Below are 24813 nucleotides of genomic sequence, written 5' to 3'. Positions count from 1 at the left end.
CAGTCGAGAGTTCTTGTTAATTCGGCCTTTTCCAAACTTCACAAATGCTCTCGACCAATGATGCCGAACGGGCTGTAATATCGTTCTCGTTCCAGCCCTCTACATGATTAGAGAGTATCTTCTTATTCAAAACCAGCAGACTATATTCATCCAAAAGGCTGTGCTTTCCAGTACCCGGCGCTCCACCGTCCCTCATGCCTTTCGCTTCTTGATCGGTCCAAGGACGGTTAGATAAGGAACCATTCAACGATTTCGTAATTAGAGTTAGGTTTCCAAGAGAATTGACGAGCACATCGCGTTCTTGTGCACGCTCCAGTTCCATTTTCGGGTCAGTGTCCCAATGAGTACGCCAGCCTCGTGGCATTAAGTGCTCAATTTCGAGTTTTTCTGGCAGACTAATGGCTTCGTATTTCGAGTTTTGCGTCCTAAGGTGCTGCTCAATAGCAATGAAAATAACACGCAGACGGTCCTGCCGGATAAAACCATAAACACGTTGAGTTGAGAGAACTGATTGCATCTCAGAATCAACTGGCCACCTTCTCGTTTCAGATGTTTGGTTGGCGAGGAACTCGACCAGCTTGTCGCCCACTTCATCTTTGCTACAGGATTCCAGCATCTTGAGAATTACAATGGCAAACTTATTCATATCCTTAGAAGTCAACCGAAGTAGCATACGTCGGATCGCCCAACTTTCCAGTGCCTCCAACGCGATGCGACGTTGCTCGGCGGGTACAGCGTGGTTCGCCGATAGCATCCAGAGGAAAACCGGAGTAGTTGCGGCCATATCCAGACGATCAATCACGCGAACGTAGAACTGACCTTCCGGAGTGCTTTTTTCAAGTATCGAGAACTCGTGGAACGTATCAGCATCTTTCCGAAGTTCGTTCAGCAAACGCTCTGCGTCAGTCGCGGTCCGCATAAACGGCTCTGCGTATTCTTTAAATGCGCGGAAAACCTGATCTGCTTTAAATTCATCTTGCATGCGCATGGTCATCCAATAATGCAAGAAGATATCGACCCTAGAACGTGTGAGTCGGCCCTGGCGGACCTCAGATCGCCACCATTCTCCGTCGAATTCGGCCCAAAGGTCGTCGGCCCACCTAGTTACGTCGGCCTGAATTTGCTCGCCTTTCCGGAAAACCCAGTTCTTGATTAGGTCTGCTTTGAGCAGCGGAGTGCCGCGATCATTCAGTGTCTCAAAAATGAGCTGAGAATCATCGTGCCCGGTTAGATCTATCGCGACCAGGAGCAATCTGTCTTGAAGCGTTGAGCTCAAGGCTTCAACTCGTAAGGATTCGTCTCCAGGCGGGACGATCGCATCTTCATTTGAAGTCCCTAGGATCCAATCTTTGGCTTCATTGTGAAAGAACTTGTGCGCTTCAACGATTCTGTGCTCGACGCTGTCATCCGACGCAGGATCCATAGCAAATTCAAATGCTTTGCGGTCAGTCTGAGAAGGCCACAACTTAAATCTCTCCCGCTTACCTTTGAACCGCGCCGCGCCATTGATTATCAGCTCTTCCAAGGATTCAGCCTGATCAATGTGTCCGCGATGCTCTAGGACGACGTGCACAGCATCAAGAAGGATCTGGATTGTGGTCATTCGTTGCTGACCATCAATGACATCGTGGCGAGTAACATCGCCTGCAATCGGCTTTTTTGACTCGTAAACTACAGCACCCATGAAGTGTTGGATTTCAGGCTCCGCCTCGGAATCTGCCTGTTTCACTGCGATGTAGGTTTCTGCAACCTTTCGAACATCGTCCCATAAAGGTGCCCATTGATCTTCTTCCGTCCATACGTAAGGACGCTGAAAAGCCGGGATTTCGTAGTGCTCTTTTCCTTCAAAAAGGTCGCGTGGGCTGCGTGTGTGAGTTTCCATCAGGCGCTTTCATCAGATTCGGTTCTTTCTCCAAGATCAATAAAACATCACACCACCGACAATCTGAATTGTTTCCCTACTAGTCTGTAATTTTTTTGCCTTGGCAGGCACTGGTTAAACTGATAGGCATGATTGCAGGTATTGGAGTGGACATCGTTGATGTGCCACGTTTCGGTCGTCAGCTCGAGAAGACTCCACGGTTGCGCGACCGGCTCTTCACCGAAGAAGAACGGGACCTGCCCCTGCGTTCTCTTGCAGCCCGTTTCGCAGCCAAGGAAGCAATCGCCAAAGCACTGGGCGCTCCTGCCGGGATGAACTGGCAGGACTGCACCATCCGCAAGGACGAAGCCGGTGATCCCCAGATTCACAACACCGGCTCAGTGGCCGCAGCCAGCGAGCTGCGCGGCATCAAATCCTGGCACCTGACCATGTCCCACGATGGCGACATGGCGATCGCAATGGTGGTTGCCGAACGCTGAGCACCAACGCCACGACGAAGGAATAACGACACGTATCTCATTAAATAGGGCATCGCACAGAAGCCTTGAGTATTGTTTGTCTTATGATTCCTGTCTACAGTGTTGCGCAAATTCGTGCGGTTGAAGCCCAGGAGAAATCCAAGCGGGGCGAGACCAGCTTAATGAAGCAAGCCGCCGCCCATTTGGCTTCAACGGCTGTCGCCATGCTGGCCGAAGGACACAGCACCGAACCGGCGTTCGTGGTCGGACTGATCGGCCCGGGCAACAACGGTGGCGATGGCTTGTATGCACTGGCAGAGCTTCAGCAGCAAAAGATTTCCACGCTGGCTCTGCAATGCCACGAGCAGATTAACGCAGAGGCTGCTGCAGCGTACCAAGCCGCCGGCGGCACCATACTGGATCTATCAGATGGCGGCGGCGAACTAGCGAATGCCTCGCTCGTTATCGACGCCATCTATGGTCTTGGATATCGAGCCGGTTCCGACGTGCCGTCGGTTCCGGCTGGCGTACGGGTGCTGGCTTGCGATGTTCCCTCAGGGTTGGACCCTGAAACCGGCGTTGCGCAGGACTCGGTTCTCCGAGCTGAACGCACGGTGACCTTCGGCGCCATGAAGGCCGGCCTGCTGTCCGTGGATGGACCGCTGGTTACCGGCGAGATCACCGTGGCTGATCTGGAATTCGACTTTTCTTCCGTCCAGCCCGGCACCCAGCTAGTGGACGAGCAGGCTGCCCGCGAGCTGCTGGACCAGCACCGCTCCTGGCGGGATGCCGGACGCCACAAATACCAGCGTGGAGTCCTTGGCCTCATCGCCGGTTCCGACCTGTATCCCGGAGCTGCCCAGCTGACTGCCAAGGCCGCCGTGGCTTGCGGGGTCGGGCTGCTCCGCACGCACGTACCCGATTCCATCCAGCCGCTTATGGCAGTCTCCGTGCCGGAGTCCGTGCCGTTGGATGATGAGCAGATCAAGGAAGCGCTGTCATTCTCGCGCCGCCAGATCCACGGCAAGAGCGCCAAGATCAAGGCTTGGGCTATTGGACCGGGATTGGACGGACGCACTCCCCCGACTGGTGCCATCGCTGATGTCTTCGCAAGCCCCCAGCCAGCTGTCATCGACGCATCCGGCCTGGATGTGGTTCCTGCCGGGCCCAGCGAGCAGCCCCGCGTGCTGACGCCCCATGCAAAGGAACTTCGTATGCTGCTCGGCCGCGCGGGCGTGAAGATCACTCCTGATGAGCTTTCCCAGGACCCGATTCGCTGGACCCGTTGGGCCGCCCTGGCTTACAACGCTGTAGTCCTGCTCAAGGGCCCCACCAGCTACATTGTTGCGCCTAATGGCGACAGCCTGATGGTGAGCCACTCAGCACCGGAACTGGCCACTGCGGGCAGCGGAGATGTCTTGACCGGCATCCTCGGCTACATGCTCTCCGACAGCTCGCTGACGGGCACTAAAGGCCTGCGAACCGTGCCCAACCGCCGCATGATGGAGTTGACTGCGTGCGCGGCGTACATCCACGGCCATCTGGGCCGGGTGACCGCCGCGGACGGCACCGTGAATGCTTCTCGCCTGATCGATAATCTTCCCAAGGTCATGAAGCAGTTCGGCTTCTAGCCTGCGTAGGCAACACGTAGAAGGGGCGGTTCTCCTAATGCGGAGAACCGCCCCTTCCATGTCCGGCTACACCGTTCAGGCCTGCGCCGGAATCGAGGTGGTCGCCGGAGCCATGTTGCCCAGCTCGAAGTACTCTCCCGGGCCGGTGATGGTCCAGCCCTGCTTCCGCCATTCTGGGCGGTCCAGGACATTGCGACCGTCGATTAGCTGCTTGCTTGCAACCACGTCGGCAAGGTCGGACGGGTTCATTTCCCGGAACTCGTTCCATTCGGTCAGCACCAAGGTCAAATCTGCCTTCTGCGCGGCTTCCTTGCAGGAGTCCACATAGTTCAAGCGCGGGAAGCGCCGGGCAGCGTTGGCGTTGCCTTCTGGGTCGTAGACCGAGACTTCAGCGCCTTCGTTGTACAGGCGTACGGCGATATCCAGGGCTGGAGAGTCGCGCACGTCGTCGCTGTCCGGCTTGAAGGTCACGCCGAGTACGCACACTTGCTTGCCTGCCAGCTCGTTGCCGAGCATGTGCGAGGCGAGCGAGACCACGCGGTCGCGGCGGCGCAGGTTGATCTGGTCGACTTCTGCCAAGAAGCCCATGGTCTGGCTCAACCCAAGCTCGCTGACCCGGGCTTGGAGCGCGCGGATGTCCTTCGGCAGGCATCCACCGCCAAACCCCACCCCGGCGTTCAGGAAGCGGCGTCCAATGCGCTTATCGTGCCCAATGGCGTCGGCGAGGACCTTGATGTCGCCACCCACGGTCTCCGTGACTTCGGCAAAAGCATTGATGAAGGAAATCTTGGTAGCCAGGAAGGCGTTGGCCGCGACCTTGACCAGTTCCGCGGTTTCCAGATCCGTGGCGATCTCCGGCGTGTCCAAGGCGAGGATCGGAGCATAGACTTTGCGCAGCAGTTCCAGGCCTCGCCCATCCTGCAATCCATAGACCAGCCGGTCGGGGCGCAGGGTGTCCTGGACAGCAAAACCCTCACGCAGGAATTCTGGATTCCAGGCCAGCGCTATGTCGCTTCCCTGCTTGGCAGATTGGGCAATCTTCTCGCTCAGCCTTCGTGCGGTGCCTACCGGGACGGTGGACTTGCCGACAATCAGCGCTTCGCCGGTGATATGCTCCAGCAGGGAGTCCACGGAACCATCGACGTAGGACATGTCTGCGGACTGCGAATCAGCACGCTGCGGCGTTCCCACGGTGATGAAGTGGATATCCGCGCCGGCAGCGACTTCTGCGTAACTGTCGGTGAACCGCAGGCGCCCGGAGGCCACGTGCTTGCGCAGCAGCTCGGGCAGGCCCGGCTCGTGGAAAGGCAGAACACCAGCGGCCAAGGCTTCGAGCTTGGCCGTGTCCACGTCCAGTCCAATGACTTCATAGCCCAGTTCAGCCATGCAGGCGGCATGGGTTGCACCGAGGTAGCCGGTGCCGATCACGCTGATGCGTAGAGTCACGAAAGTCCTTCTCTCCGAGAACGCGAACCCAGATCGGTTCCTACTAGTTAGCATGCCACACCCCCGCAACGTGTTCCGGTATGGAACGCGCTGCGGGGGTGTGAGTTTTCTTGATATTTACGTAGTGGTTGCTGGGCAGTTGCAGAGCCTAGAGGGACAGGTGCTCCTTGACCGACTCGGCCAGGGTTTCAGCTTCTGTCTGGGCCTGGTCGTGGGTAGCCGCCTCGACCATGACGCGGACTACAGGTTCGGTCCCCGATGGGCGCAAGAGCACTCGACCGGTGGTGCCCAAGCGGGCCTCGGCGGCGGCAACAGCGTCCTGCAGCGGATCGCAGTCCGGAACTCCGGCCTTGTCGACGCCGCGTACATTGATCAGGACCTGCGGCAGGACTGTCAGCACAGCAGCAAGTTCCTTCAAGGTCTTGCCGGTAGCCTTCACACGAGCCGCGATCATCAGGCCGGTCAGGACACCGTCGCCGGTGGTGGCGTGCTTGGAGAAGATCACGTGGCCGGACTGCTCGCCGCCCAGGGAGAAGTCGCCTTCACGCATGCCTTCGAGCACGTAGCGGTCACCCACGCCGGTCTGCTTGACGGTGATGCCTGCAGCTTCCATGGCCAGGGTCAGGCCGAGGTTGCTCATCACAGTGGCAACGAGGGTGTTGTCCTTCAGCTCGCCGCGGTCCTTCATGTCCAGTGCCATGATGGCCATGATCTGGTCGCCGTCAACGATCGTGCCTTCATGGTCAACGGCCAGGCAGCGGTCGGCGTCGCCGTCGTGGGCGATGCCCAAGTCCGCTCCGTGCTCCAGCACAGCGGCCTGCAGCTTCTCCAGATGGGTGGAGCCGTAGCCGTCATTGATGTTGATGCCATCCGGATCTGCGCCGATGACGATGGTTTCGGCGCCGGCAGCCTTGAAGACCTCCGGGGAGCATCCCGAAGCAGCGCCGTGGGCGCAGTCCAGGACTACCTTCAAGCCCTCGAGCCGGTTAGGCAGTGCCTGCAGCAGGTGCATGATGTAGCGGTCTTCAGCGTCGGCGAAACGCGAGACTCGTCCTACTTCGCCGCCGGTTGGGCGTGGCTTTGGCATCTTCAAGCAGGCTTCGATGGCGTCTTCCAGCGCATCATCCAGCTTCTTGCCGCCACGGGCCAAGAACTTAATACCGTTATCCGGAGCCGCGTTGTGCGAGGCGGAAATCATGACGCCGAAGTCAGCGTTCAAGTCCCCCACCAGGAATGCCGCCGCGGGAGTGGGCAGCGTGCCGGCATCCATCACGTCGACGCCGGAGGCAGCCAGGCCGGCCTCGATTGCGGCGGACAGGAAGTCACCGCTGATGCGCGGATCCTTGGCAACCACTGCGACTGGCTTGTAGCCGTCCTCTGGTTGGCTCAAGCCCAGCACCACGGATGCCGCCTGCGCCAGTTCCAGCGCGAGCTCGGGAGTTAACAGTTCGTTTGCTTTTCCTCGGACCCCATCGGTCCCAAATAACCTTGCCATCGCATTCAATCATATGCCCTCTGCATTGATTTAAATGGCTCAAAGCCCCGGAATAACAGTGATATGAGAAAAGTTTAATAGCATTTTGCGTTCCTCGGCGTTAAATGCCCAAGGGCCCTGGCATCCTTTGCAGGATGACAGGGCCCTTGGAAAGACCTTGAAGTAAGGTTTAGCGCTTCGAGAACTGCGAAGCCTTGCGTGCCTTCTTCAGACCAGCCTTCTTACGCTCGATGACGCGTGCGTCGCGGGTCAGGTAACCGGCCTTCTTCAGGGTGGCGCGGTTCGCGTCGCGGTCGATCTCGTTCAGGGCGCGGGCGATGCCCAGGCGCAGTGCGCCAGCCTGACCGGAGATGCCGCCGCCGTTGATGCGTGCGATAACGTCGTATGCGCCTTCCAGACCCAGAACCTTGAATGGTTCGTTAACATCCTGCTGGTGCAGCTTGTTTGGGAAGAAGTTGTCCAGCTCGCGACCGTTTACGGTCCACTTGCCGGAGCCTGGTACCAGGCGAACGCGGGCGATAGCCTGCTTGCGACGGCCAACAGCCGCACCTGGCACGGTCAGTGGAGCGCGCTCGGTGTCAGCAACAACAGTCGAAGCTGCGGTCTCGGTAGTGTAGGTCGAAGGGGTCTCACCCTCGAATTCAGTGGTTTCTTCAGCGTTCTGAGCCACGATAATCTCCTATTAAGTATTTCTTCTCGGGGCCAGGACTACTGAGCGACCTGGGTGATTTCCAGTGCCTTCGGCGACTGAGCAGCGTGTGGGTGCTCTGCGCCGCGGTATACCTTCAGCTTCGACAGCTGGGCATCCGAAAGCTTGTTCTTAGGCAGCATGCCCTTGATAGCCTTCTCAACAGCCAGTACTGGGTTCTTTTCCAGCAGGTCTGCGTAGTTGATGCTCTTCAGGCCACCTGGGAAACCGGAGTGGCGGTAAGCGCGCTTGTTCAGCAGCTTCTTACCGGTCAGTGCAACCTTGTCTGCATTGATGATGATGACATGGTCGCCCATGTCCATGTGTGCAGCATAGGTTGGCTTGTGCTTGCCGCGCAGCAGGGTTGCGGCCTGGACGGCGAGACGGCCGAGCACTACGTCGGTGGCGTCAATGACATACCACTGACGAGTCTGGTCAGCCGGCTTTGGGGTGTACGTACGCACAGTAATTGCCTTACGTTGATTCGTTTCTGGTCAAACAGTCGCTTGGCTGAAGGCGGTGAGATCCCCCAGTGACAGGCACTGTCGTGTTGTTCTTGTGTTTAGACCAGTACGTCAGGTGAGGACTGATGATAACCGGCCGTCCATAAGCTGTTCGCACACCCAGCAGACCAGCGACTATGCAACTAAGCCGTCACGCTTGGGCGTGTAGTGTCGAACGTGGACATACACAACTCATAAAAGTTTAGCGGATTAAAGTGTTTCCGGCCAAAAAAGGATGCATGCCGTGAGCAACAACACCCTTAAGATTCCGGGGCTCAACGCCAATCAGCCTTCCGAGCGGGCCGTATCTGCTTCATCATCGGTGCGCAGCGCGCGGGTTCTAAGTGCCCGCTCTGCCAGCTCTCCCGCTTCCGGATAATAGACCTCTTCGAGAACCAGCGCCCGCGGGTGCGAAAGCTTGGTCTTCGAGTCACGGACCATCTGCCCCAGCCGCTGGGCCAAGAAGCCCGGCTGCTCACGCCCGTCCCCCACCATCATTGCGGCGCCAATCAGCGCACGGACCATATTGTGGCAGAAGGCATCGGCCTTCAGGTGCGCCAGCACCAGGCCGTCGGCACCGCGGGTGAAGGAGAATTCCTGCAAGGTGCGAATGGTCGTGGCGTGCGGACGAGGCTTGCAGTAGGACAAGAAGTCATGGCGGCCCAGCACGCTTTGCGCCTCGCGATTCATGGCCTCGACATCGAGCTCTTCGCGGTGCCATGCGGTCAGGTGTCGGGTCAGCGGATCCCAGCGCTGCTGGCCATCGGCGATCCGGTAGGAATAGCGGCGGGCCAGCGCCGAGAACCGGGCGTCGAAGCCTTCTGGAGCACGCTCGGCTTCATGGACCCACACGGCACCCTCTTGGCGGCCAAGAATGCCATTGATGCGGCGTACGAGCGCTGGGCCGGGAGCCAGGGGCGCCTTGCGCGGCAGGCCCGCGTATTCGTCATCTGTCAGGTCGAAATGCACCACCTGGTGGCGCGCATGCACGCCTGCGTCGGTGCGGCCGGCGACAACTACTCGCACACGGCGGCGGACCAGCATTTCCAATGCTTCCTCAACCAGCTGCTGCACGCCTAGGACATTGGGCTGGCGCGCCCAACCGCTGTAGGCGGCGCCGTCGTATCCGAGGACCATGCGCATCCGGATCCACGCTGGTGCGGCAGTAGCCCCCAATGCGTTGGTGCCCATGGGATCGATGCTCTCTGGCTGGATACTCATGCATTCAATTATGCGTAAGGACCTGCGCAACCGTCGAATCAATGGCCGCCTTCCGGCCGGTTATCCACAGGCGCAAAAACGCGGGACTCCCGCGGAGGTAGCCTGTGTGCATCCAACGTCCTGCCGCTTAGGCGGCAAAGCCATCATCACCGTTCTAAGGACTTCCCATGCGAAGGACTACCGCAAGCATCATTGGAGCATCAACCGCCTTTGGGTTTTGCTTGAGTGGCTGCAGTTCCGGCCAGCTGAACACCGAGCAGTCATGCGACCTGCTTCATGAATTGGCTATCGATCAATCGATCGGGGACAAGTGGGGGCTGGCATATATGGGCGCTATTGAGCAAGACACGCAACCTGTCGTAGATGCCATGGAAGCCACCATCGGCATCTACCAAGAAGTTTCCGAGCAGACCAGCAATGGGAAACTGCGCACTGCATTGGACTCAGAAATCAGCAGGTTCCAAGACTTCGTCGACCTCATTGAGGGCCGCGCTTTCGATGATCCAACGTTCGGGGCAGACCTTGAAGCGGCCGCGGTCGATCTGACAGATCAATATTCGGACTATGTGGATCAGACCTGCCCAATTTCCGGTGAGGAATCCGGCACGGTCGAACCGTAAATACGATTCGTCCGCAGACCCAAGCACGTCACACACCGCCTGCAGTAAATCCTGACTATAGAATAATCAAGTAGTCATCAATGGCTACCCTGCTAGACCAGCGGTTCATCATCTAAGGATCTCCATGCTGAAAAAGTTCGCGGCACCTGCCGCTGCGCTCGCGCTCGCTTCACTCATGCTCACTGGTTGCGGTGCTGGAAAAATGTCCACCGAGGACACCTGCTCCTTTATCAATGACCAGGTAGTCCAGCGCGATCTGCAAAAGAAGGCGGATGATTCCAGCGCAAAGCTCATGGTGGGCGAAACTTCGGCATACGTCGAGGTCATGCATGAGTTCAATGCCATTTTGGGTGAAGCCGCTGAAAATACCAAGGACAGCAAGCTTGCCACGTCCTTGAACGCAGCTGCCGGGCAGAACAAGGAAATGGCAGACTTGTTGGCTGAAGCAGACGGCACCAATATGATGGAGATTTCGCAAAAAGTCGCCGAGCTCGACACTGCCGAAGCCTCAGAGGCTACTGAATACCTGAATACGGCATGCCCGGACATGGATTCGTTCAGCTAGGAAATTCCACGTTGCGGATGCTCGAGACGCGCCATCTGACAGGCACGCGCTCCGGCATGCATCACTGAACAGGCTTAAACAAAAGATTCCCGTTGGTTCCTTGCGGATCCAACGGGACTCTTTTTGCCCTTGCAGGCGAGGGAGCTTCAGCTCGAAGAAGCTTAGGCCTCTTCGGTCTCAGCAGCCTTCTCGGCAGCCTGGGTGGCTTCCTTGACGACAGCCTGCTTCGGCGAAACTGGCTCCATCACGAGCTCGATAACAGCCATAGGAGCGTTGTCGCCCTTGCGGTTGCCGATCTTGGTGATGCGGGTGTAGCCACCCTCGCGGTTTGCCATTGCTGGTGCGATGTTCTCGAACAGTTCGTGAACGATCGACTTGTTGGTGCGCGAACGCGAAGCGATGACGGCCTGGACGCGGCGACGCGAAGCCAGGTCTCCGCGCTTTGCGAAGGTGATCAGGCGCTCTGCGTGTGGACGCAGACGCTTGGCACGGGTCAGGGTGGTGGTGATCTTCTTGTTCTCGAAGAGCTGTGCCGACATGTTAGCGAAAATCAATCGCTCATGTGCTGCACTGCCGCCGAGACGCGGACCCTTGGTAGGGGTAGGCATGGTAGTTCTCCTAGATGAATAACCCGTACTGGACGAATCTGTCGTCCAGTCGGATGAAGTAGTGTGTCGCTAGACGCGGGTCTTACAGACCTTCGTCGTATTCGTCGCCATCGTCGATGGCGCTACGAGCGGCCAGATCGAAGCCTGGAGGGGAATCCTTCAGGGCCAGACCCAGTTCAACCAGCTTGGCCTTGACTTCGTCAATGGACTTTGCACCGAAGTTGCGGATGTCCATCAAGTCGGCCTCGGAGCGGGTAACGAGTTCACCCACGGAGTGGATGCCCTCACGCTTCAAGCAGTTGTACGAACGAACGGTGAGTTCCAGATCCTCGATCGGCAGCGCCATGTCAGCAGCCATGGCTGCATCGGTTGGCGATGGACCGATTTCGATACCTTCAGCCTGAGTGTTCAGTTCGCGGAACAAACCGAACAGCTCAACCAGGGTGGTACCTGCGGATGCAACTGCATCGCGCGGGGTGATCGATTCCTTGGTCTCCACGTCAACGATCAGGCGATCGAAGTCGGTGCGCTGCTCAACACGGGTTGCTTCCACGCGGAAGGTCACCTTCAGAACTGGGGAGTAGATCGAATCAACTGGGATTCGGCCAATCTCGCCATCGATGTTCTTGTTCTGAGCGGCAGACACGTAGCCACGGCCGCGCTCAATGGTCAGTTCCATGTCGAACTTGCCATTGGCGTTGAGGGTGGCGATGTGCAGATCAGGGTTGTGGAACTCCACACCTGCTGGAGGGGTGATGTCCGCTGCAGTAACGATGCCCGGGCCCTGCTTGCGCAGGTAGGCAACGACTGGCTCGTCGTGCTCGGAAGATACCGACAGGTTCTTGATGTTCAAGACCAGTTCGGTGACGTCTTCCTTGACACCGGCTACGGTGGTGAACTCGTGCAGTACACCGTCAATTCGAATGCTGGTGACGGAAGCACCAGGAATCGAAGAGAGCAGGGTACGGCGGAGCGAGTTACCAAGGGTGTAGCCAAAGCCTGGCTCCAATGGTTCGATAACGAACCGGGAGCGGTTTTCGGCAACTACTTCTTCGGTCAGGGTTGGGCGCTGCGTAATGAGCACTTACATTTCCTTTCAGCGAGCGTCCGCTATATGACGCCTCACGGGGGTGGAAACGACGGTAGCCTGAGGTGGCCGTTCGTCTTTTGCAGGCTAATAAGTCCAAGATAGTCACCGGAGCACCCACGAGTGAATGCTTCGGTGACTTCTTAGGCTAAGCCTAGCGAATCAATTAGACGCGGCGACGCTTCGATGGGCGGCAACCGTTGTGAGCGCTTGGGGAAACATCCTGGATGGATCCAACCTCAAGGCCAGCAGCCTGCAGCGAACGGATCGCGGTTTCGCGTCCCGAGCCTGGGCCCTTGACGAAAACGTCAACCTTGCGCATGCCGTGCTCCTGAGCGCGCTTTGCAGCGGACTCGGCAGCCATCTGGGCAGCGTATGGGGTCGACTTGCGCGAACCCTTCATGCCTACCTCGCCGGCCGAAGCCCACGAGATCACAGCGCCAGTCGGATCGGTGATCGATACGATGGTGTTGTTGAAGGTGCTCTTGATATGCGCCTGTCCCTGCGCAATATTCTTTTTGTCCTTGCGACGCGGCTTACGTACCGCTCCACGAGTCTTTGGGGGCATTTCTTCTCCTACGAAAAAAGTATTTGAACTAGATCGCTAAGATTTAGCGAGTCTTCTTCTTACCGGCGACGGTACGCTTCGGGCCCTTGCGGGTACGTGCGTTGGTCTTGGTGCGCTGACCGCGGACCGGCAGGCCCTTACGGTGACGAATACCTTCGTAGGATCCGATCTCTACCTTGCGGCGAATGTCGGCCTGAACCTCGCGGCGCAGGTCACCTTCTACCTTGTAGGTGCCTTCGACGAAGTCGCGCAGCTGCACGAGCTGGTCATCGGTGAGATCCTTGACGCGAGTGTCCGGGTTGATACCGGTCGCTGCGATGGTCTCTTCTGCACGGGTCTTGCCCACGCCGTAGATGTAAGTCAGCGCGATGATTACGCGCTTCTCGCGTGGAATATCCACGCCTGCTAAACGAGCCAAGTGGCTACCTTTCAACGAACGGAGGTCTGGAGCAGCATCTTCCGTGATTGCTCACGGCCCCGGCCTCCGAATCCGGGGGTGCACCAGAACTACTGTCCTGGCTGATACTGCCTAATTGACTACGCGTGGGAATCCCGTAAGAACGGAATTAGCCCTGACGCTGCTTGTGGCGTGGGTTCTCGCAGATCACCATGACCACGCCGTTACGACGGATCACCTTGCACTTGTCGCAGATCGGCTTCACGCTAGGGTTAACCTTCAAGGCTTTGTCCTTTTGCGGTTGCAGTTAAATGTGGAGCAGTAAATAGCTTCGCCCAAGAACAATCATCCAGCGGTTGTTGCGCATGACTGCGCTTTGGCCTGCTGGGAAAGTCTTGGGTTGTGCAGATTTACTTGTAGCGGTAGACGATGCGACCTCGGTTGAGATCGTATGGGCTCATTTCAACCTGCACTCGGTCCTCTGGGAGGATTCGAATGTAGTGCTGACGCATCTTACCCGAGATAGTGGCGAGCACTACGTGTCCATTTGGCAGCTCCACGCGGAACATCGCGTTCGGCAGTGCCTCCGAGACGGTGCCCTCTACCTGGATGACGCCTTCCTTCTTGCCCATTTTCCCCGCTAACTTTTTTTGTTGGCAATTTCCACCAACAAGTAATTGGTTCCGGCTCTTGATCCCTGTACCGAAAACCTAAGGGTTTTAGGCGCAATTAAATCAAGAACCAACAAACAACGATACGGCATTAGTTCTCGCAGTGCCAATCGTTCATCGATATTTAAAATGTTAGATCCAGCACGCCACAACGCGGTGGCGTACTGGATCCCTTGGATTCCGGGGTGGCGTTAGCCCTGGATCGGCGATGGTGTCACGCCGAATGGGGCCAGGCCCGCCGCTCCCCCGTCGTGCGCGGTCAACACCCAGATGCCGCCCATGTGGAAGGCTACGGTGTGCTCCCACTGCGAGGCGTTGGACTTGTCGTTGGTGACTACCGTCCAGTCATCTTCAAGCACGGAGGTCTCGATGCCGCCGCGTACGAGCATTGGTTCAATGGCCAAGCACATACCTGGCTTGATCCGTGGGCCGCGGTGTCCGGAGTTGTAGTTGAGCACGTCCGGTGCCATGTGCATCTGCGAGCCGATGCCGTGGCCGCAGTAGTCTTCGAGGATGCCAAGCTCGTCGCCTGGCTGGCTGGTGACGTAGTCATCGATGGCCTGCCCGATCTGGCCGACGAAACGTGCGTTGGCTGCGGCAGCAACGCCGGCCCACATGGCCTGCTCGGTGATATCGCTCAGGCGCTGGTCGGCCGGGTCGATGTTTTCCCCGACCAGGACGGTGCGGGCCGAGTCGGCGTGCCAGCCCTCCACGACGGCGCCGCCATCGATCTTCAGCACATCGCCGTCCTTCAGCTCGTAGTCGGACGGGAAGCCGTGGACTACCTCATGGTTGACCGACGCGCAGATGTTGGCTGGGAAACCGTGGTAGCCGAGAAAGTTGCTGGTTGCGTTGTGGCGTTCCAGCACCTTGCCGAAAACCTCGTTGATAGCTTCGGTCCGCACGCCCGGGCGGGCCATCGCGACAGCTTCGTCCAGTGCTTCAGCCAGAACCAACCCGGCCTTGCGCATTTTCAAGATCTCGGAGTTGGACTTGTACTCGATTTTCGGCTGTCCTAATGCCAATGTGATTCCCCTGCCTTAAAGTGTGATGTCCCGCCCTGTGCCGTTGCCGGCATCTGCAAGGTCCATCAATGCAAAAAGTGCGCAGGGACCGGGCTGCAACATCCATTGTTGCTGCACGGTCCCTGCGCGTTGTAACGCTTGTGCCTAGGCGTTGACGTTCAACGCCGCAAGAACACGTTCGGTGACTTCGTCGATAGCGCCCAGGCCGTCGACCTTGCGCACGATGCCGCGTTCCTCGTAGCGCTCTACAACGACGCGAGTTTCTTCGTTGTACAGGCTCAGGCGGTGGCGGATGACCTCTTCGGTGTCATCGGCGCGGCCTTCGATTTCGGCACGCTTCAGCAGGCGGGCAACCAGCTCGTCATCATCGGCGGTCAGCTGCAGCACTGCGTCCAGGGCAATGCCCTTGTTGGCCAGCATCGCATCCAGTGCATCGACCTGCGCACTGGTGCGCGGGTAGCCGTCCAGCAGGAAGCCGTTGGCTACGTCGTCCTGGTTCAGGCGGTCTTCAACCATGTTGTTGGTGACCGAATCAGGGACGAAGTCCCCGTTGTCAATGTACTTGCTGGCTTCGAGGCCCAGCGGGGTTCCGCCCTTGACGTTGGCACGGAAGATGTCACCGGTCGAGATGGCAACAATGTCCAAGCGCTCGGAGATCTTTACGGCCTGGGTGCCTTTGCCGGCACCGGGAGGTCCAATAATTAGCAGTCGACTCATCGCAGAAGCCCTTCATAGTTCCGTTGCTGCATTTGAGCATTGATTTGCTTGACGGTTTCCAAACCCACACCAACCATAATCAGGATCGATGTACCGCCAAATGGGAAGCTTTGATCAGCGTTGAACAGCACGAAGGCAATCAGTGGAATCAACGCAACGAACGCTAGATACAGGGCGCCCGGGAAGGTAATACGGGAAATCACGTACTGCAGGTACTGCGCGGTCGGACGACCTGCGCGAATGCCCGGGATGAATCCGCCGTACTTCTTCATGTTGTCTGCGACCTCTTCAGGGTCGAAGGTAATCGCTACGTAGAAGTAGGTGAAGCCGATGATCAGCAGGGTGTACACCAGCATGTACCACGGCGAGGACGTCGCCGAGTGCTCCTGCAGCCACATCGCCCACTCGGGCAGGGTGCCGTCGTCGTTCTGGTTGAACTGGACGATCATCTGCGGCAACGCCAGGATGGAGCTGGCGAAGATCACTGGGATCACGTTCGCCATGTTCAGCTTCAGTGGAATATAGGTGGAGGTGCCGCCCACGGTACGGCGTCCCACAGTGCGCTTGGCGTACTGCACCGGGACACGGCGCTGGGACTGCTCAACGAAGACCACCAGGGCCACAATCAGCAGGCCCACCAGCAGTACGCCGATGAAGGTCATGATGCCCTGTGCCTGGAAGATCGCGCCCATCGAGGATGGGAAGCCCGAAGCGATGGAGATGAAGATCAAGATGGACATGCCGTTGCCGATGCCGCGTTCGGTGATCAGCTCGCCCATCCACATGATCAGGCCGGTGCCTGCCGTGAGGGTGATGATCATCAGCAAGATGACGATCAGCGAGTCATCCGGGATCAGCGGAAGGGTGCAGCTTGGGAACAGGCTGCCGGTGCGCGCCAGGGTGACCAAGGTGGTTCCCTGCAGCAGTGCCAGGGCGATGGTCAGGTAACGCGTGTACTGCGTCATCTTGGCCTGGCCGGCTTGGCCTTCCTTGTGCAGTGCCTCGAAGTGCGGGATCACCACACGCAGCAACTGGACGATAATTGCCGCAGTAATATACGGCATGATTCCCATTGCGAAAACCGATACCTGCAACAGGGCTCCGCCGCTGAACAGGTTCACGAATGAATAAAGTCCACCGGTGGTTTCACCCATTGCCAGACACTGCTGAACGTTGCTGTAATCAATGCCCGGTGCGGGAATGAATACGCCCACACGATAGATCGCAATGATCCCAAGCGTGAACAGCAACTTGTTGCGCAGATCAGGCGTCCGAAAAACTCGGGCTATGGCGCTGAACAAGCGTCCTCCTGAAGTAAGTGCTTGAGTCTGGGGAAGAGATTCTTCCCAGACCTAACGATTCTAGCGGTCAGTTAGGCAATCCTGCCAAATGCGCCACACGAAAAGCGCAGGAATGTTTGCAGAATTGGGACTAAACTGACTAATCAGCCAAGCAATTATTAGAAATCTTAGAATGTTTCGCCGAGAGTAAAAGAAAGTCCCGGTTCGCGTTGATTGCTCAACCCGAACCGGGACTATTCAAAGGCTTGACCCTGTATTAGAGGGTGTTTGCCGAGCCGCCAGCAGCAGCAATCTTCTCGGCTGCGGAAGTCGAGAAGGCGTCAACCTTCACGTCAACCTTGACCGTGATGTCGCCGGTGCCCAGGACCTTGACAGGCTGGTTCTTGCGAACGGCGCCCTTGGCAACCAGTGCCTCGACGGTGACTTCGCCGCCTTCTGGGAACAGCTCCGAGATCTTGTCCAGGTTTACAACCTGGAACTCGACGCGGAACGGGTTCTTGAAGCCGCGCAGCTTTGGCAGACGCATGTGCAGCGGAAGCTGACCACCTGCGAAGCCTGCCTTCACCTGGTAACGAGCCTTGGTACCCTTGGTACCGCGACCTGCGGTCTTGCCCTTCGAGCCCTCACCGCGACCCACGCGGGTCTTAGCGGTCTTGGCACCCTCAGCTGGGCGCAGGTGGTGAACCTTAAGTGCTTTTTCTTCAGCCATCTCTACTTCGCCTCCTCGACCTTCAGCAGGTGTGGGACCTTGTTGACCATGCCAACAGTCACAGGATCGGCGGTGCGGACAACGGTGTGACCGATGCGCTTCAGACCCAGCGAGCGAACAACGTCGCGCTGGCCCTGGTTACCACCAATGATGGACTTGACCTGGGTGATTGCCAGCTTGGCGTCGCTTGGAACAATGTTCTTAGCCATTGATTAAGCACCTGCCTTCTGGGACTGGATGTGACGCAGCATTGCTGCTGGTGCAACCTCGTCCAGCGGAAGACCGCGGCGAGCAGCAACAGCCTGGGGCTCTTCCAGAGCCTTCAGTGCAGCAATGGTGCCCTGAACGATGTTGATCTGGTTCTGGGAACCCATCGACTTCGACAGGATGTCGTGGATGCCTGCGCACTCCAACACGGCGCGCACTGGACCGCCGGCGATAACACCGGTACCAGGAGCTGCTGGGCGGAGCAAGACGACGCCAGCGGCGGCCTCACCCTTGACCAGGTGTGGAATGGTAGTGCCAACGCGTGGAACGCGGAAGAAGGACTTCTTGGCCTCTTCAACGCCCTTGGCGATAGCAGCAGGAACTTCCTTGGCCTTACCGTAGCCAACGCCAACCAGACCGTTGCCGTCGCCAACGACCACAAGTGCGGTGAAGCTGAAGCGACGACCACCCTTGACGACCTTGGAGACGCGGTTGATAGCTACAACGCGCTCAAGGAACTTGTCCTTGTCTTCGTTGCGGTTATCCTTCTGGTCGCGACCACGACCGCGGCCTTCGCCACGTCCACGGCCTTCACCACGACCGCGGCCTTCGCCGCGACGGGATCCTGCGTTCTCGGTAGCGGGAGCCGATGCAGTCTCGACTGCTTCAGTAGCTTCAGACACCTGAGTTTCCTTCTTGTTAGTTGCTTCGCTCACAGTGCCAGCCCACCTTCACGTGCGCCTTCAGCAACAGCAGCCACGCGACCGTGGTACTTGTTGCCACCGCGGTCGAAGACAACTGCTTCGATGCCAGCAGCCTTGGCGCGCTCTGCAACGAGCTCGCCAATGCGCTTGGACTTTGCGGTCTTGTCGGCATCGCTTGCGCGAAGATCTGCTTCCATGGTCGATGCGCTGGCCAGGGTGATGCCCTGCGAGTCGTCTACGATCTGTACGAAGATGTGACGAGCCGAGCGGTTGACAACCAGGCGTGGACGAACGGAGGTACCAACGATGTGCTTGCGCAAACGCTGGTGACGACGACCGCGCTGAGCGGACTTGCTCTTGCCCTTGATTCCGATAGCCATGTTTACTTACCAGCCTTTCCGACCTTGCGGCGGATGATCTCGCCAGCGTAGCGAATGCCCTTGCCCTTGTAAGGCTCGGTCTTGCGCAGCTTGCGGATGTTAGCGGCAACCTCACCGACGTGCTGCTTGTCGATACCAGCAACGGTGATCTTGTTGTTGCCCTCGACCGAGAAGGTGATGCCGTCAACGGCAGCAACCTTCACTGGGTGCGAGTAGCCCAGAGCAAGCTCCAGGTCGGCACCCTTAGCCTGTACGCGGTAACCGGTACCGTGGATTTCGAGCTTCTTCTCGTAACCCTCGGTCACACCAACGATCATGTTGTTGATCAGGGTGCGGGTCAGACCGTGCAGCGAACGAGCCTCGCGGGAGTCGTTCGGGCGGCTGACGGTAACAGTGTTCTCGTCCTTGGCAACGGTGATTGGAGCCTTGACGGTGATCGAAAGTTCACCCTTGGGACCCTTGACGGCGACCAGCTGGCCGTCGACATTCAACTCAACGTTGGCAGGTACGGAAATCGGAAGACGTCCAATACGTGACATTGTATGTTTCCCCTTTCCCGTTACCAGACGTAGGCGAGGACTTCCCCACCCACGCCCTTCTTTGCAGCCTGACGGTCGGTAAGCAGACCGGAGGAGGTGGACAGGATAGCGATGCCAAGGCCACCGAGCACGTGAGGCAGGTTGGTGGACTTTGCGTAAACGCGAAGACCTGGCTTGGAGATACGGCGTACGCCAGCGATCGAACGCTCACGCGATGGGCCATACTTCAAAGTGATAGTCAGAGTCTTGCCGACTTCTGCTGCTACTTCCTCGAACGAGGCGATGTAGCCCTGTTCCTTGAGGATGTTTGCAATGCGCACTTTCAGCTTGCTCGACGGCATCGACACAGTGTCGTGGTAAGCCGAGTTGGCGTTGCGCAGACGAGTCAGCATATCTGCGACTGGATCTGTCATAGACATGTGGGCTTCAGCCCTTCCTCGTTACGGTTTCCTTAGCGGACCTGTAACGTAGTGAGATTAGTTGTTGGTCTTGAATGGGAAGCCCAGAGCCTTGAGCAAGGCACGGCCTTCGTCATCAGTCTTGGCGGTGGTAACGACGGTGATGTCCATACCACGTACGCGGTCAACCTTGTCCACATCGATTTCATGGAACATCGACTGTTCGGTCAGACCGAAAGTGTAGTTGCCATTGCCATCGAACTGGCGGTCGCTCAGGCCGCGGAAGTCGCGGATACGAGGCAGTGCCAGGGTGATCAGGCGGTCGACGAATTCCCACATGCGATCGTTACGCAGGGTGGTGTGGGTACCGATTGGCATGCCTTCGCGCAGCTTGAACTGAGCGATCGACTTGCGGGCCTTGGTAACCACTGGCTTCTGACCGGTAATTGCGGTCAGGTCGCGTACGGCGCCTTCAATGAGCTTCGAGTCCTTGGCCGCTTCGCCAACACCCATGTTCACGACAACCTTGGTCAGGGATGGTACCTGCATTGGGTTGGCGTAGTTGAACTGCTCCTGCAGGGCAGGGCGGATGTCAGCTGCGTACTTAGCCTTCAGACGTGGCTGGATCTTGGTGGCTGCTTCAGTCATTACAGATCCTTTCCGGAAGCCTTGGCGTAACGGACGCGTACAGTCTTGGACACGCCGTTCTTTTCAACGGTTTCCTCGCGGAAGCCGACGCGGGTTGGCTTCTTGGTCTCTGGGTCAACCACTGCAACGTTGGAAACGTGCACTGGAGCCTCGACAACCTCGATGCCGCCGGTGGCCGAACCGGATTCGGTCTGACCTGCCTTGGTGTGCTTGGTGACGCGGTTGACGCCTTCGACCAGCACGCGGTTGGTCTCGGTGATGACCTTCAGGACCTTGCCCTGCAGGCCACGATCCTTGCCAGCGATGACCTGGACCAGGTCACCCTTCTTGATCTTTGCGCCCATGGTTACAGCACCTCCGGAGCCAGGGAAACGATCTTCATGAACTTCTTGTCACGAAGCTCGCGGCCCACTGGGCCGAAAATACGAGTGCCACGAGGATCGGCAGCGTCACCCTTGAGGATCACTGCAGCGTTCTCGTCGAACTTGATGTAGGAACCGTCTGCACGACGGATTTCCTTCTTGGTGCGAACGACGACTGCCTTGACGACGTCGCCCTTCTTCACGTTGCCGCCAGGAATTGCATCCTTGACGGTAGCGACAATGGTGTCGCCAATGCTTGCGTAGCGACGCTTCGAGCCGCCAAGAACACGAATGGCAAGGATTTCCTTGGCACCGGTGTTATCGGCAACCTTCAGTCGCGACTCCTGCTGAATCACTTCTTACTCCTGTCGTCTCGCTGGTTCTCATGAATGAGCCTTGCGGAACGGATATGGTCTCCACGATACGTATCGCTTACCCCCACTGGCGCGGGCGCACCGAATGCTGATCCCAATTGCCGGCAGGGCCGAGGCGTAAAATATCGAGGCTGCGCTTGCGCGGCCAAACGGATTTGGACCGCACTGCATTATGCCGAAGGTGGATAGTCCTCGAACATCATGCGCACAGATTCTTAAGTCTAGCCTAGAGTGGCGCGAATCCGAAATGGTGTGGTATGAGAAAGGCGAGCGTCGTTCGTCACACCGTTGGCACTCCAGAATCCCTGAATTCCGGGGTTTTGGTGCTGGCATCGGTTGAGGCAGCTCGCCGCTTGCAGCGGCTTCCGTCTGCCTTTCGAGTTCCCTCCGAGCGCTCTCGCGGACGAAAGTCGGGCAGATTGCCATAAGTGGGATTATTTTTCGGTTCAATCCAAGAACTCGAACGTTGCGCTTACCGCCAGGTGATCCGAACCTCCGACCGCATGGGAAGAAGACCCCGTAACAGTGAGTTCCTTCGCCAATATATGGTCAATGCCGATCAGCGGCGGGAAGCTCCGGCCAGCTGGCCAGGTCGGGCGGGGCAAGAAGCCGCCAGCCTGCACTAATCCTTCCCCCAGGGCACGGAATGCAGGATGCGAGCGAACGGAGTTGAAGTCGCCGGCAAGGATCACCGGATTGTTCTTCTGCTGTTCCGACCAGTCGATGACTGAAGCCAAGCCCCGCTCCCACCTTTGCGCATCGCCGACTGGCGGATAGATATGGATGCCGGCCACGCTCACGAGGCCGCCAGGTGCCTGCACATCGACGACAGGCAAGGAATACCAACCCGTGGCTTCTGCATCCAGATCGCTGGCGCGTTCCTGCAATGGATACTTTGAAAAGATCACGGTATCCCGTTCTCCCCCACTGGGCGCCTCGTGGCTCCGATAGCCGAGGTCGTCCAGGGCGCCGCGCCCTGCGAGCTGCCGGTGCAATGGTTCGCTGGTTTCCACCAGGACGAGAATCTGCGGTTTCGTACTGCTGATCACTTCCGCGAGCTGTTCAGGGTCCGCTCCGGCTTTCAACGCATTGAACGATAAGACGACCAGCTCGGAGTTGCCGTTTCCCGACTGCCCCTCGACAGCGTTCAGTTGCACGTTGGGCACTGTCCCGCAAAGCAGGAGCACGAACAGGCATCCGCTGATCATCCACGTCTTGCGCAGCAGGCCCATAACGAGGCCCGCTGCCAGAAGGAGCAGGAGGTAAGGCTGGAAGGCCTGGAGCTTTGGAATCCATCCGCCGCTGAGGAAACCCAGATACGGAAGGGCTCCAATAGCCAGGGCGAGAACCAGAACCGCACCGGCAGACCACCGAAAGTACGGCATTCGTCGTCGAATCATCACGCCCCGAGCCTACGCGATCCGAATTGTGATTCCGGTCAGGACGCTTTCCCATCCGTTCGTTGCTGGTCGGTTCGCGTCCAGCTAAGCCTTTGTCCAATTCACGATTGCTGCGATGCCCACTGCGCTACACGCCGTGCGCTCTCTTCCGTCGACAGATCCTGAACCCTTGACATGATGGACCAGCGGACGCCAAAGGGATCGAGGATTGATGCAAAGCGGTCCCCCGAGACGAAGTTGCTCAGTGGCTCTCGAATCGCGGCACCTGCGGCTTTGGCCCTGGCCACTACCGCATCTGCATTTTCGCAGTAGTATCGCAAGGAATAGCAGGCGTTCGGGACGGCCGGTGGCCCGACCAATCCATAGGCAGGTGACGGTTCGCCAATCTGCAAGTGGCCATTGCCGAAATCTATCTCCGCGTGGACTACTGCCCCGCCCATTTCGGTCGAATCCAATACGGTGGCGCCAAAGACTTCTGCATAGAAGTCCAGGGCTGCCCTTGCGTTGGGTACCGCCAAGAATGGCGTCAAGCTGGTGACCCCATGCGGCACGCCAGCAGTGGTATGCCTTCCTGTCACGCCGTGCGTGGCTTCTTCGAGATTTTCCATATCTTCAGCCTAGGAGTGTGTGGCACGCTGGATCTTGTAAATATGCGACAACTTGTACGGGTGGTAGGCCATGGAGGAAGCTGCAGCAGATCCGCGCGGCGTTTTGTATCCCGCCCGCTTACCGGCAATCGAGCGCTACTCGCCCGATCCGTGCCTCAGCCAGTTGGTCTCGTGGTTTTGGCTAGTGGAATGGGATATTGCCCCGGGACGCACCTCAAGGCAGGAATTGCTGCCCTTTCCGCAAATGAATCTGGTCGTTCAGGCAGAGGGGGTAACGCTTTCCGGCCCGGCCAGCGGAGCATCGCACCGCGACTTGTCCGGCAGCGGATGGGCCGTTGCAGCCTTGCTCCGGCACGCAGCTGCTCAGGCTCTGGGCGTGGAGCCTGTGCAGCTGCTGGACCAGGAAATCCAGTTCAACGCGCCTGAGCTGCTGGCCGCGATCACCGAGATCAAAACGCGGGGCCCCCACGAAAGCAACGGGGCCGCCTGTGCTGATGCCTTCAGCTCGTGGTTCAACGCCCATCTTCCACACGTGTCGCGCGAAGGCCTGCGTGCCAATGAATTGCTCGACGCCGTCGCCATGGAACGTGGGATCGTGAGGGTTTCCCAATTGGCCCAACACCTGTCGCTCAGTTCGCGCAGCCTGCAACGGATGTCGGAACGGTATTTGGGTCTGGGACCGTTGGCAGTGATTCGGCGCTATCGCTTGCAAGAAGCAGCCCGTAGGCTGCGCGATGACCCTGGGGCCTCCATCGCTGGCATTGCCGCGGAGCTGGGATATTCAGATCAAGCCCATCTCGCTGCCGATTTCCGGAAGGTGCTGGGTTATTCCCCTCGAACTTATCGGCAGGGCAGAATCTAGCCTGCCAACACCGCAGTTACTATTGGCGGTCAGGTAGCCGTCAGCTGCGGTCAATTAGTGCACGTCCCGTTCTGTGGGTCGGTGCCAGATGCCATTCACGGCATTGAATACAGAAACGCCCCGGACTCTTCTTGCGAAAAGTCCGGGGCGTTTCGTCAATCACGAGATCCGTGAAATCGCGGGGAAGCTTACTTAGCCTTCTCTACGATCTCAACGAGACGCCAGCGCTTGTCAGCGGACAGCGGGCGGGTCTCAGCGATGACAACCAAGTCGCCGATGCCGGCTTCGTTGTTCTCGTCGTGAGCCTTTACGTTCTTGTTGCGACGCATAACCTTGCCGTAGAGGGCGTGCTTCACACGGTCCTCAACGTCTACGACGATGGTCTTCTGCATCTTGTCGGATACCACGTAACCACGGAGGGTCTTGCGGTCGTTACGCTCGGTAGCGTTATCCACACCGTTCTCCTTCTCGCTCATTACTTGGAATCCTTCTTGGTTTCTTCAACCGGAACAACGACATCCTCACGAATGCCCAGCTCGCGCTCGCGCAGCACAGTGTAGATGCGGGCGATATCGCGCTTGATTGCCTTCAGGTTCCCGTGGGATTCCAGCTGGCCGGTAGCCGACTGGAAACGCAGGTTGAACAGTTCTGCCTTGGCCTTCTTCAATTCCTCGTTCAAACGAGCGGTATCGAAGCCGTCCAGGGACTCAATGCTAAGGTCCTTCGAACCGATAGACAT

32 protein-coding genes and 1 pseudogene are annotated in these 24813 nt (G+C 58.2%); 5 read left to right on the top strand and 28 right to left on the bottom strand.

Going from position 1 to position 24813, the window contains the following annotated elements; translation table 11 throughout:
• Positions 1 to 16: 16 nt before the first annotated feature.
• Entirely contained in the window at positions 17 to 1882 is a 1866-nt protein-coding gene (locus tag ANI01nite_RS05535; protein ID WP_141356577.1) for a DUF262 domain-containing protein, read from the bottom strand.
• A 128-nt stretch (positions 1883 to 2010) separates the two neighbouring features.
• Between ANI01nite_RS05535 and ANI01nite_RS05530 the strand changes: the two genes are divergently transcribed.
• Together ANI01nite_RS05530 and ANI01nite_RS05525 are read left to right on the top strand one after the other, a co-directional pair.
• A complete protein-coding gene (locus ANI01nite_RS05530; protein WP_066140694.1) occupies positions 2011 to 2361 on the top strand; it encodes a holo-ACP synthase in 351 nt (116 codons plus the stop codon).
• 161 nt (positions 2362 to 2522) lie between these two features.
• Complete coding sequence (locus ANI01nite_RS05525) at positions 2523 to 3971, top strand: NAD(P)H-hydrate dehydratase (protein ID WP_170214572.1); 1449 nt, start codon at positions 2523 to 2525, stop codon at positions 3969 to 3971.
• Between the two features lie 75 nt (positions 3972 to 4046).
• Here the strand turns inward: ANI01nite_RS05525 and ANI01nite_RS05520 are convergent, their stop codons facing one another.
• The 5 genes from ANI01nite_RS05520 to truA all read right to left on the bottom strand — a co-directional run bounded on the left by ANI01nite_RS05520 (position 4047) and on the right by truA (position 9324).
• Positions 4047 to 5417 (bottom strand): UDP-glucose dehydrogenase family protein, encoded by a 1371-nt coding sequence (locus tag ANI01nite_RS05520; RefSeq protein ID WP_073705904.1) that lies wholly within the window; start codon positions 5415 to 5417, stop codon positions 4047 to 4049.
• A 148-nt stretch (positions 5418 to 5565) separates the two neighbouring features.
• Complete coding sequence (gene glmM, locus ANI01nite_RS05515; protein ID WP_066140711.1) at positions 5566 to 6912, bottom strand: phosphoglucosamine mutase; 1347 nt, start codon at positions 6910 to 6912, stop codon at positions 5566 to 5568.
• 169 nt (positions 6913 to 7081) lie between these two features.
• Positions 7082 to 7582, bottom strand: coding sequence for a 30S ribosomal protein S9 (rpsI, locus tag ANI01nite_RS05510; RefSeq protein WP_052253868.1), 501 nt, complete (start codon positions 7580 to 7582; stop codon positions 7082 to 7084).
• 38 nt (positions 7583 to 7620) lie between these two features.
• Positions 7621 to 8064, bottom strand: coding sequence for a 50S ribosomal protein L13 (rplM, locus tag ANI01nite_RS05505; RefSeq protein ID WP_038992172.1), 444 nt, complete (start codon positions 8062 to 8064; stop codon positions 7621 to 7623).
• 324 nt (positions 8065 to 8388) lie between these two features.
• The gene (truA, locus tag ANI01nite_RS05500) at positions 8389 to 9324 is read right to left on the bottom strand and encodes a tRNA pseudouridine(38-40) synthase TruA (protein WP_255314419.1); all 936 of its coding nucleotides are present in this window, start codon (positions 9322 to 9324) and stop codon (positions 8389 to 8391) included.
• A 368-nt stretch (positions 9325 to 9692) separates the two neighbouring features.
• Between truA and ANI01nite_RS05495 the strand changes: the two genes are divergently transcribed.
• A complete protein-coding gene (locus ANI01nite_RS05495; protein WP_141356573.1) occupies positions 9693 to 9944 on the top strand; it encodes a hypothetical protein in 252 nt (83 codons plus the stop codon).
• Between the two features lie 202 nt (positions 9945 to 10146).
• Entirely contained in the window at positions 10147 to 10509 is a 363-nt protein-coding gene (locus ANI01nite_RS05490; RefSeq protein WP_066140717.1) for a hypothetical protein, read from the top strand.
• 167 nt (positions 10510 to 10676) lie between these two features.
• On the opposite strand, the pseudogene rplQ reads toward ANI01nite_RS05490, so the two are convergent.
• The 20 genes and pseudogenes from rplQ to ANI01nite_RS05390 all read right to left on the bottom strand — a co-directional run.
• Positions 10677 to 11117: pseudogene (gene rplQ, locus ANI01nite_RS05485) on the bottom strand (50S ribosomal protein L17); the annotation flags it as partial.
• 82 nt (positions 11118 to 11199) lie between these two features.
• Positions 11200 to 12201 (bottom strand): DNA-directed RNA polymerase subunit alpha, encoded by a 1002-nt coding sequence (locus tag ANI01nite_RS05480; RefSeq protein WP_038992178.1) that lies wholly within the window; start codon positions 12199 to 12201, stop codon positions 11200 to 11202.
• Positions 12202 to 12370: 169 nt separating this feature from the next.
• The gene (gene rpsK / locus ANI01nite_RS05475) at positions 12371 to 12772 is read right to left on the bottom strand and encodes a 30S ribosomal protein S11 (RefSeq protein ID WP_038992179.1); all 402 of its coding nucleotides are present in this window, start codon (positions 12770 to 12772) and stop codon (positions 12371 to 12373) included.
• Positions 12773 to 12815: 43 nt separating this feature from the next.
• A complete protein-coding gene (rpsM, locus tag ANI01nite_RS05470; protein ID WP_022874115.1) occupies positions 12816 to 13190 on the bottom strand; it encodes a 30S ribosomal protein S13 in 375 nt (124 codons plus the stop codon).
• Positions 13191 to 13338: 148 nt separating this feature from the next.
• Positions 13339 to 13452, bottom strand: coding sequence for a 50S ribosomal protein L36 (gene rpmJ, locus ANI01nite_RS05465; protein WP_013349661.1), 114 nt, complete (start codon positions 13450 to 13452; stop codon positions 13339 to 13341).
• Positions 13453 to 13579: 127 nt separating this feature from the next.
• Positions 13580 to 13801 carry a translation initiation factor IF-1 gene (gene infA / locus ANI01nite_RS05460; RefSeq protein WP_013349662.1) on the bottom strand — a complete coding sequence of 74 codons (222 nt, stop codon included), beginning with the start codon at positions 13799 to 13801 and terminating at the stop codon, positions 13580 to 13582.
• A gap of 230 nt (positions 13802 to 14031) precedes the next feature.
• Entirely contained in the window at positions 14032 to 14865 is an 834-nt protein-coding gene (gene map / locus ANI01nite_RS05455; protein WP_141356571.1) for a type I methionyl aminopeptidase, read from the bottom strand.
• A 144-nt stretch (positions 14866 to 15009) separates the two neighbouring features.
• Positions 15010 to 15582 (bottom strand): adenylate kinase, encoded by a 573-nt coding sequence (locus ANI01nite_RS05450; RefSeq protein ID WP_038992181.1) that lies wholly within the window; start codon positions 15580 to 15582, stop codon positions 15010 to 15012.
• Positions 15579 to 16883: a preprotein translocase subunit SecY gene (gene secY / locus ANI01nite_RS05445; RefSeq protein WP_141356569.1), complete on the bottom strand. Its 1305-nt coding sequence runs from the start codon at positions 16881 to 16883 to the stop codon at positions 15579 to 15581. The genes ANI01nite_RS05450 and secY overlap by 4 nt, the downstream gene beginning before the upstream one ends.
• A gap of 256 nt (positions 16884 to 17139) precedes the next feature.
• Positions 17140 to 17592 carry a 50S ribosomal protein L15 gene (gene rplO / locus ANI01nite_RS05440; RefSeq protein WP_038992183.1) on the bottom strand — a complete coding sequence of 151 codons (453 nt, stop codon included), beginning with the start codon at positions 17590 to 17592 and terminating at the stop codon, positions 17140 to 17142.
• Between the two features lie 2 nt (positions 17593 to 17594).
• The gene (rpmD, locus tag ANI01nite_RS05435) at positions 17595 to 17801 is read right to left on the bottom strand and encodes a 50S ribosomal protein L30 (RefSeq protein WP_038992184.1); all 207 of its coding nucleotides are present in this window, start codon (positions 17799 to 17801) and stop codon (positions 17595 to 17597) included.
• Between the two features lie 3 nt (positions 17802 to 17804).
• Positions 17805 to 18482, bottom strand: a complete 678-nt coding sequence (rpsE, locus tag ANI01nite_RS05430; RefSeq protein ID WP_174520608.1) for a 30S ribosomal protein S5 — start codon at positions 18480 to 18482, stop codon at positions 17805 to 17807.
• A gap of 29 nt (positions 18483 to 18511) precedes the next feature.
• Positions 18512 to 18883, bottom strand: coding sequence for a 50S ribosomal protein L18 (gene rplR, locus ANI01nite_RS05425; protein ID WP_038992187.1), 372 nt, complete (start codon positions 18881 to 18883; stop codon positions 18512 to 18514).
• A 2-nt stretch (positions 18884 to 18885) separates the two neighbouring features.
• A complete protein-coding gene (gene rplF / locus ANI01nite_RS05420; RefSeq protein ID WP_038992188.1) occupies positions 18886 to 19422 on the bottom strand; it encodes a 50S ribosomal protein L6 in 537 nt (178 codons plus the stop codon).
• A 20-nt stretch (positions 19423 to 19442) separates the two neighbouring features.
• Positions 19443 to 19841 (bottom strand): 30S ribosomal protein S8, encoded by a 399-nt coding sequence (gene rpsH / locus ANI01nite_RS05415; RefSeq protein ID WP_013349671.1) that lies wholly within the window; start codon positions 19839 to 19841, stop codon positions 19443 to 19445.
• A gap of 57 nt (positions 19842 to 19898) precedes the next feature.
• Positions 19899 to 20468 carry a 50S ribosomal protein L5 gene (rplE, locus tag ANI01nite_RS05410; RefSeq protein ID WP_038992189.1) on the bottom strand — a complete coding sequence of 190 codons (570 nt, stop codon included), beginning with the start codon at positions 20466 to 20468 and terminating at the stop codon, positions 19899 to 19901.
• Positions 20468 to 20812 (bottom strand): 50S ribosomal protein L24, encoded by a 345-nt coding sequence (gene rplX / locus ANI01nite_RS05405; RefSeq protein ID WP_038992190.1) that lies wholly within the window; start codon positions 20810 to 20812, stop codon positions 20468 to 20470. The genes rplE and rplX overlap by 1 nt, the downstream gene beginning before the upstream one ends.
• 2 nt (positions 20813 to 20814) lie before the next feature.
• Complete coding sequence (rplN, locus tag ANI01nite_RS05400; RefSeq protein ID WP_038992191.1) at positions 20815 to 21186, bottom strand: 50S ribosomal protein L14; 372 nt, start codon at positions 21184 to 21186, stop codon at positions 20815 to 20817.
• A 464-nt stretch (positions 21187 to 21650) separates the two neighbouring features.
• Positions 21651 to 22604: an endonuclease/exonuclease/phosphatase family protein gene (locus ANI01nite_RS05395; protein WP_255314432.1), complete on the bottom strand. Its 954-nt coding sequence runs from the start codon at positions 22602 to 22604 to the stop codon at positions 21651 to 21653.
• A gap of 101 nt (positions 22605 to 22705) precedes the next feature.
• On the bottom strand, positions 22706 to 23212 hold the full coding sequence (locus ANI01nite_RS05390; RefSeq protein ID WP_141356565.1) for a VOC family protein: 507 nt from the start codon (positions 23210 to 23212) through the stop codon (positions 22706 to 22708).
• 70 nt (positions 23213 to 23282) lie between these two features.
• Here ANI01nite_RS05390 and ANI01nite_RS05385 point away from each other — a divergent pair, with 70 nt between their 5' ends.
• Positions 23283 to 24074, top strand: a complete 792-nt coding sequence (locus ANI01nite_RS05385; RefSeq protein WP_141356563.1) for a helix-turn-helix domain-containing protein — start codon at positions 23283 to 23285, stop codon at positions 24072 to 24074.
• Between the two features lie 188 nt (positions 24075 to 24262).
• Here ANI01nite_RS05385 and rpsQ read toward each other — a convergent pair whose 3' ends face one another.
• Positions 24263 to 24550, bottom strand: a complete 288-nt coding sequence (rpsQ, locus tag ANI01nite_RS05380; protein ID WP_013349679.1) for a 30S ribosomal protein S17 — start codon at positions 24548 to 24550, stop codon at positions 24263 to 24265.
• On the bottom strand, positions 24550 to 24813 hold the full coding sequence (gene rpmC, locus ANI01nite_RS05375) for a 50S ribosomal protein L29 (protein ID WP_038992193.1): 264 nt from the start codon (positions 24811 to 24813) through the stop codon (positions 24550 to 24552). The genes rpsQ and rpmC overlap by 1 nt, the downstream gene beginning before the upstream one ends.

Source organism: Glutamicibacter nicotianae, from assembly GCF_006539525.1.
GTDB classification, from domain to species: Bacteria; Actinomycetota; Actinomycetes; order Actinomycetales; family Micrococcaceae; genus Glutamicibacter; species Glutamicibacter nicotianae.
Note: the sequence above shows the minus strand (reverse complement) of the source record. Positions and strands in the feature narration are given on the sequence as shown.

Coding starts and splice junctions, on each gene's coding strand:
- ANI01nite_RS05535 (WP_141356577.1), bottom strand. CDS start 1,882: ATGGAAACTCACACACGCAGCCCACGCGACCTTTTTGAAGGAAAAGAG.
- ANI01nite_RS05530 (WP_066140694.1), top strand. CDS start 2,011: ATGATTGCAGGTATTGGAGTGGACATCGTTGATGTGCCACGTTTCGGT.
- ANI01nite_RS05525 (WP_170214572.1), top strand. CDS start 2,523: ATGAAGCAAGCCGCCGCCCATTTGGCTTCAACGGCTGTCGCCATGCTG.
- glmM (WP_066140711.1), bottom strand. CDS start 6,912: ATGGCAAGGTTATTTGGGACCGATGGGGTCCGAGGAAAAGCAAACGAA.
- truA (WP_255314419.1), bottom strand. CDS start 9,324: ATGAGTATCCAGCCAGAGAGCATCGATCCCATGGGCACCAACGCATTG.
- ANI01nite_RS05495 (WP_141356573.1), top strand. CDS start 9,693: ATGGAAGCCACCATCGGCATCTACCAAGAAGTTTCCGAGCAGACCAGC.
- ANI01nite_RS05490 (WP_066140717.1), top strand. CDS start 10,147: ATGTCCACCGAGGACACCTGCTCCTTTATCAATGACCAGGTAGTCCAG.
- rpsK (WP_038992179.1), bottom strand. CDS start 12,772: ATGCCCCCAAAGACTCGTGGAGCGGTACGTAAGCCGCGTCGCAAGGAC.
- infA (WP_013349662.1), bottom strand. CDS start 13,801: ATGGGCAAGAAGGAAGGCGTCATCCAGGTAGAGGGCACCGTCTCGGAG.
- ANI01nite_RS05450 (WP_038992181.1), bottom strand. CDS start 15,582: ATGAGTCGACTGCTAATTATTGGACCTCCCGGTGCCGGCAAAGGCACC.
- rplO (WP_038992183.1), bottom strand. CDS start 17,592: ATGGCTGAAGAAAAAGCACTTAAGGTTCACCACCTGCGCCCAGCTGAG.
- rpmD (WP_038992184.1), bottom strand. CDS start 17,801: ATGGCTAAGAACATTGTTCCAAGCGACGCCAAGCTGGCAATCACCCAG.
- rplR (WP_038992187.1), bottom strand. CDS start 18,883: ATGGCTATCGGAATCAAGGGCAAGAGCAAGTCCGCTCAGCGCGGTCGT.
- rplF (WP_038992188.1), bottom strand. CDS start 19,422: ATGTCACGTATTGGACGTCTTCCGATTTCCGTACCTGCCAACGTTGAG.
- rpsH (WP_013349671.1), bottom strand. CDS start 19,841: ATGTCTATGACAGATCCAGTCGCAGATATGCTGACTCGTCTGCGCAAC.
- rplE (WP_038992189.1), bottom strand. CDS start 20,468: ATGACTGAAGCAGCCACCAAGATCCAGCCACGTCTGAAGGCTAAGTAC.
- rplX (WP_038992190.1), bottom strand. CDS start 20,812: ATGGGCGCAAAGATCAAGAAGGGTGACCTGGTCCAGGTCATCGCTGGC.
- ANI01nite_RS05395 (WP_255314432.1), bottom strand. CDS start 22,604: ATGATTCGACGACGAATGCCGTACTTTCGGTGGTCTGCCGGTGCGGTT.
- ANI01nite_RS05390 (WP_141356565.1), bottom strand. CDS start 23,212: ATGGAAAATCTCGAAGAAGCCACGCACGGCGTGACAGGAAGGCATACC.
- ANI01nite_RS05385 (WP_141356563.1), top strand. CDS start 23,283: ATGGAGGAAGCTGCAGCAGATCCGCGCGGCGTTTTGTATCCCGCCCGC.
- rpsQ (WP_013349679.1), bottom strand. CDS start 24,550: ATGAGCGAGAAGGAGAACGGTGTGGATAACGCTACCGAGCGTAACGAC.
- rpmC (WP_038992193.1), bottom strand. CDS start 24,813: ATGTCTATCGGTTCGAAGGACCTTAGCATTGAGTCCCTGGACGGCTTC.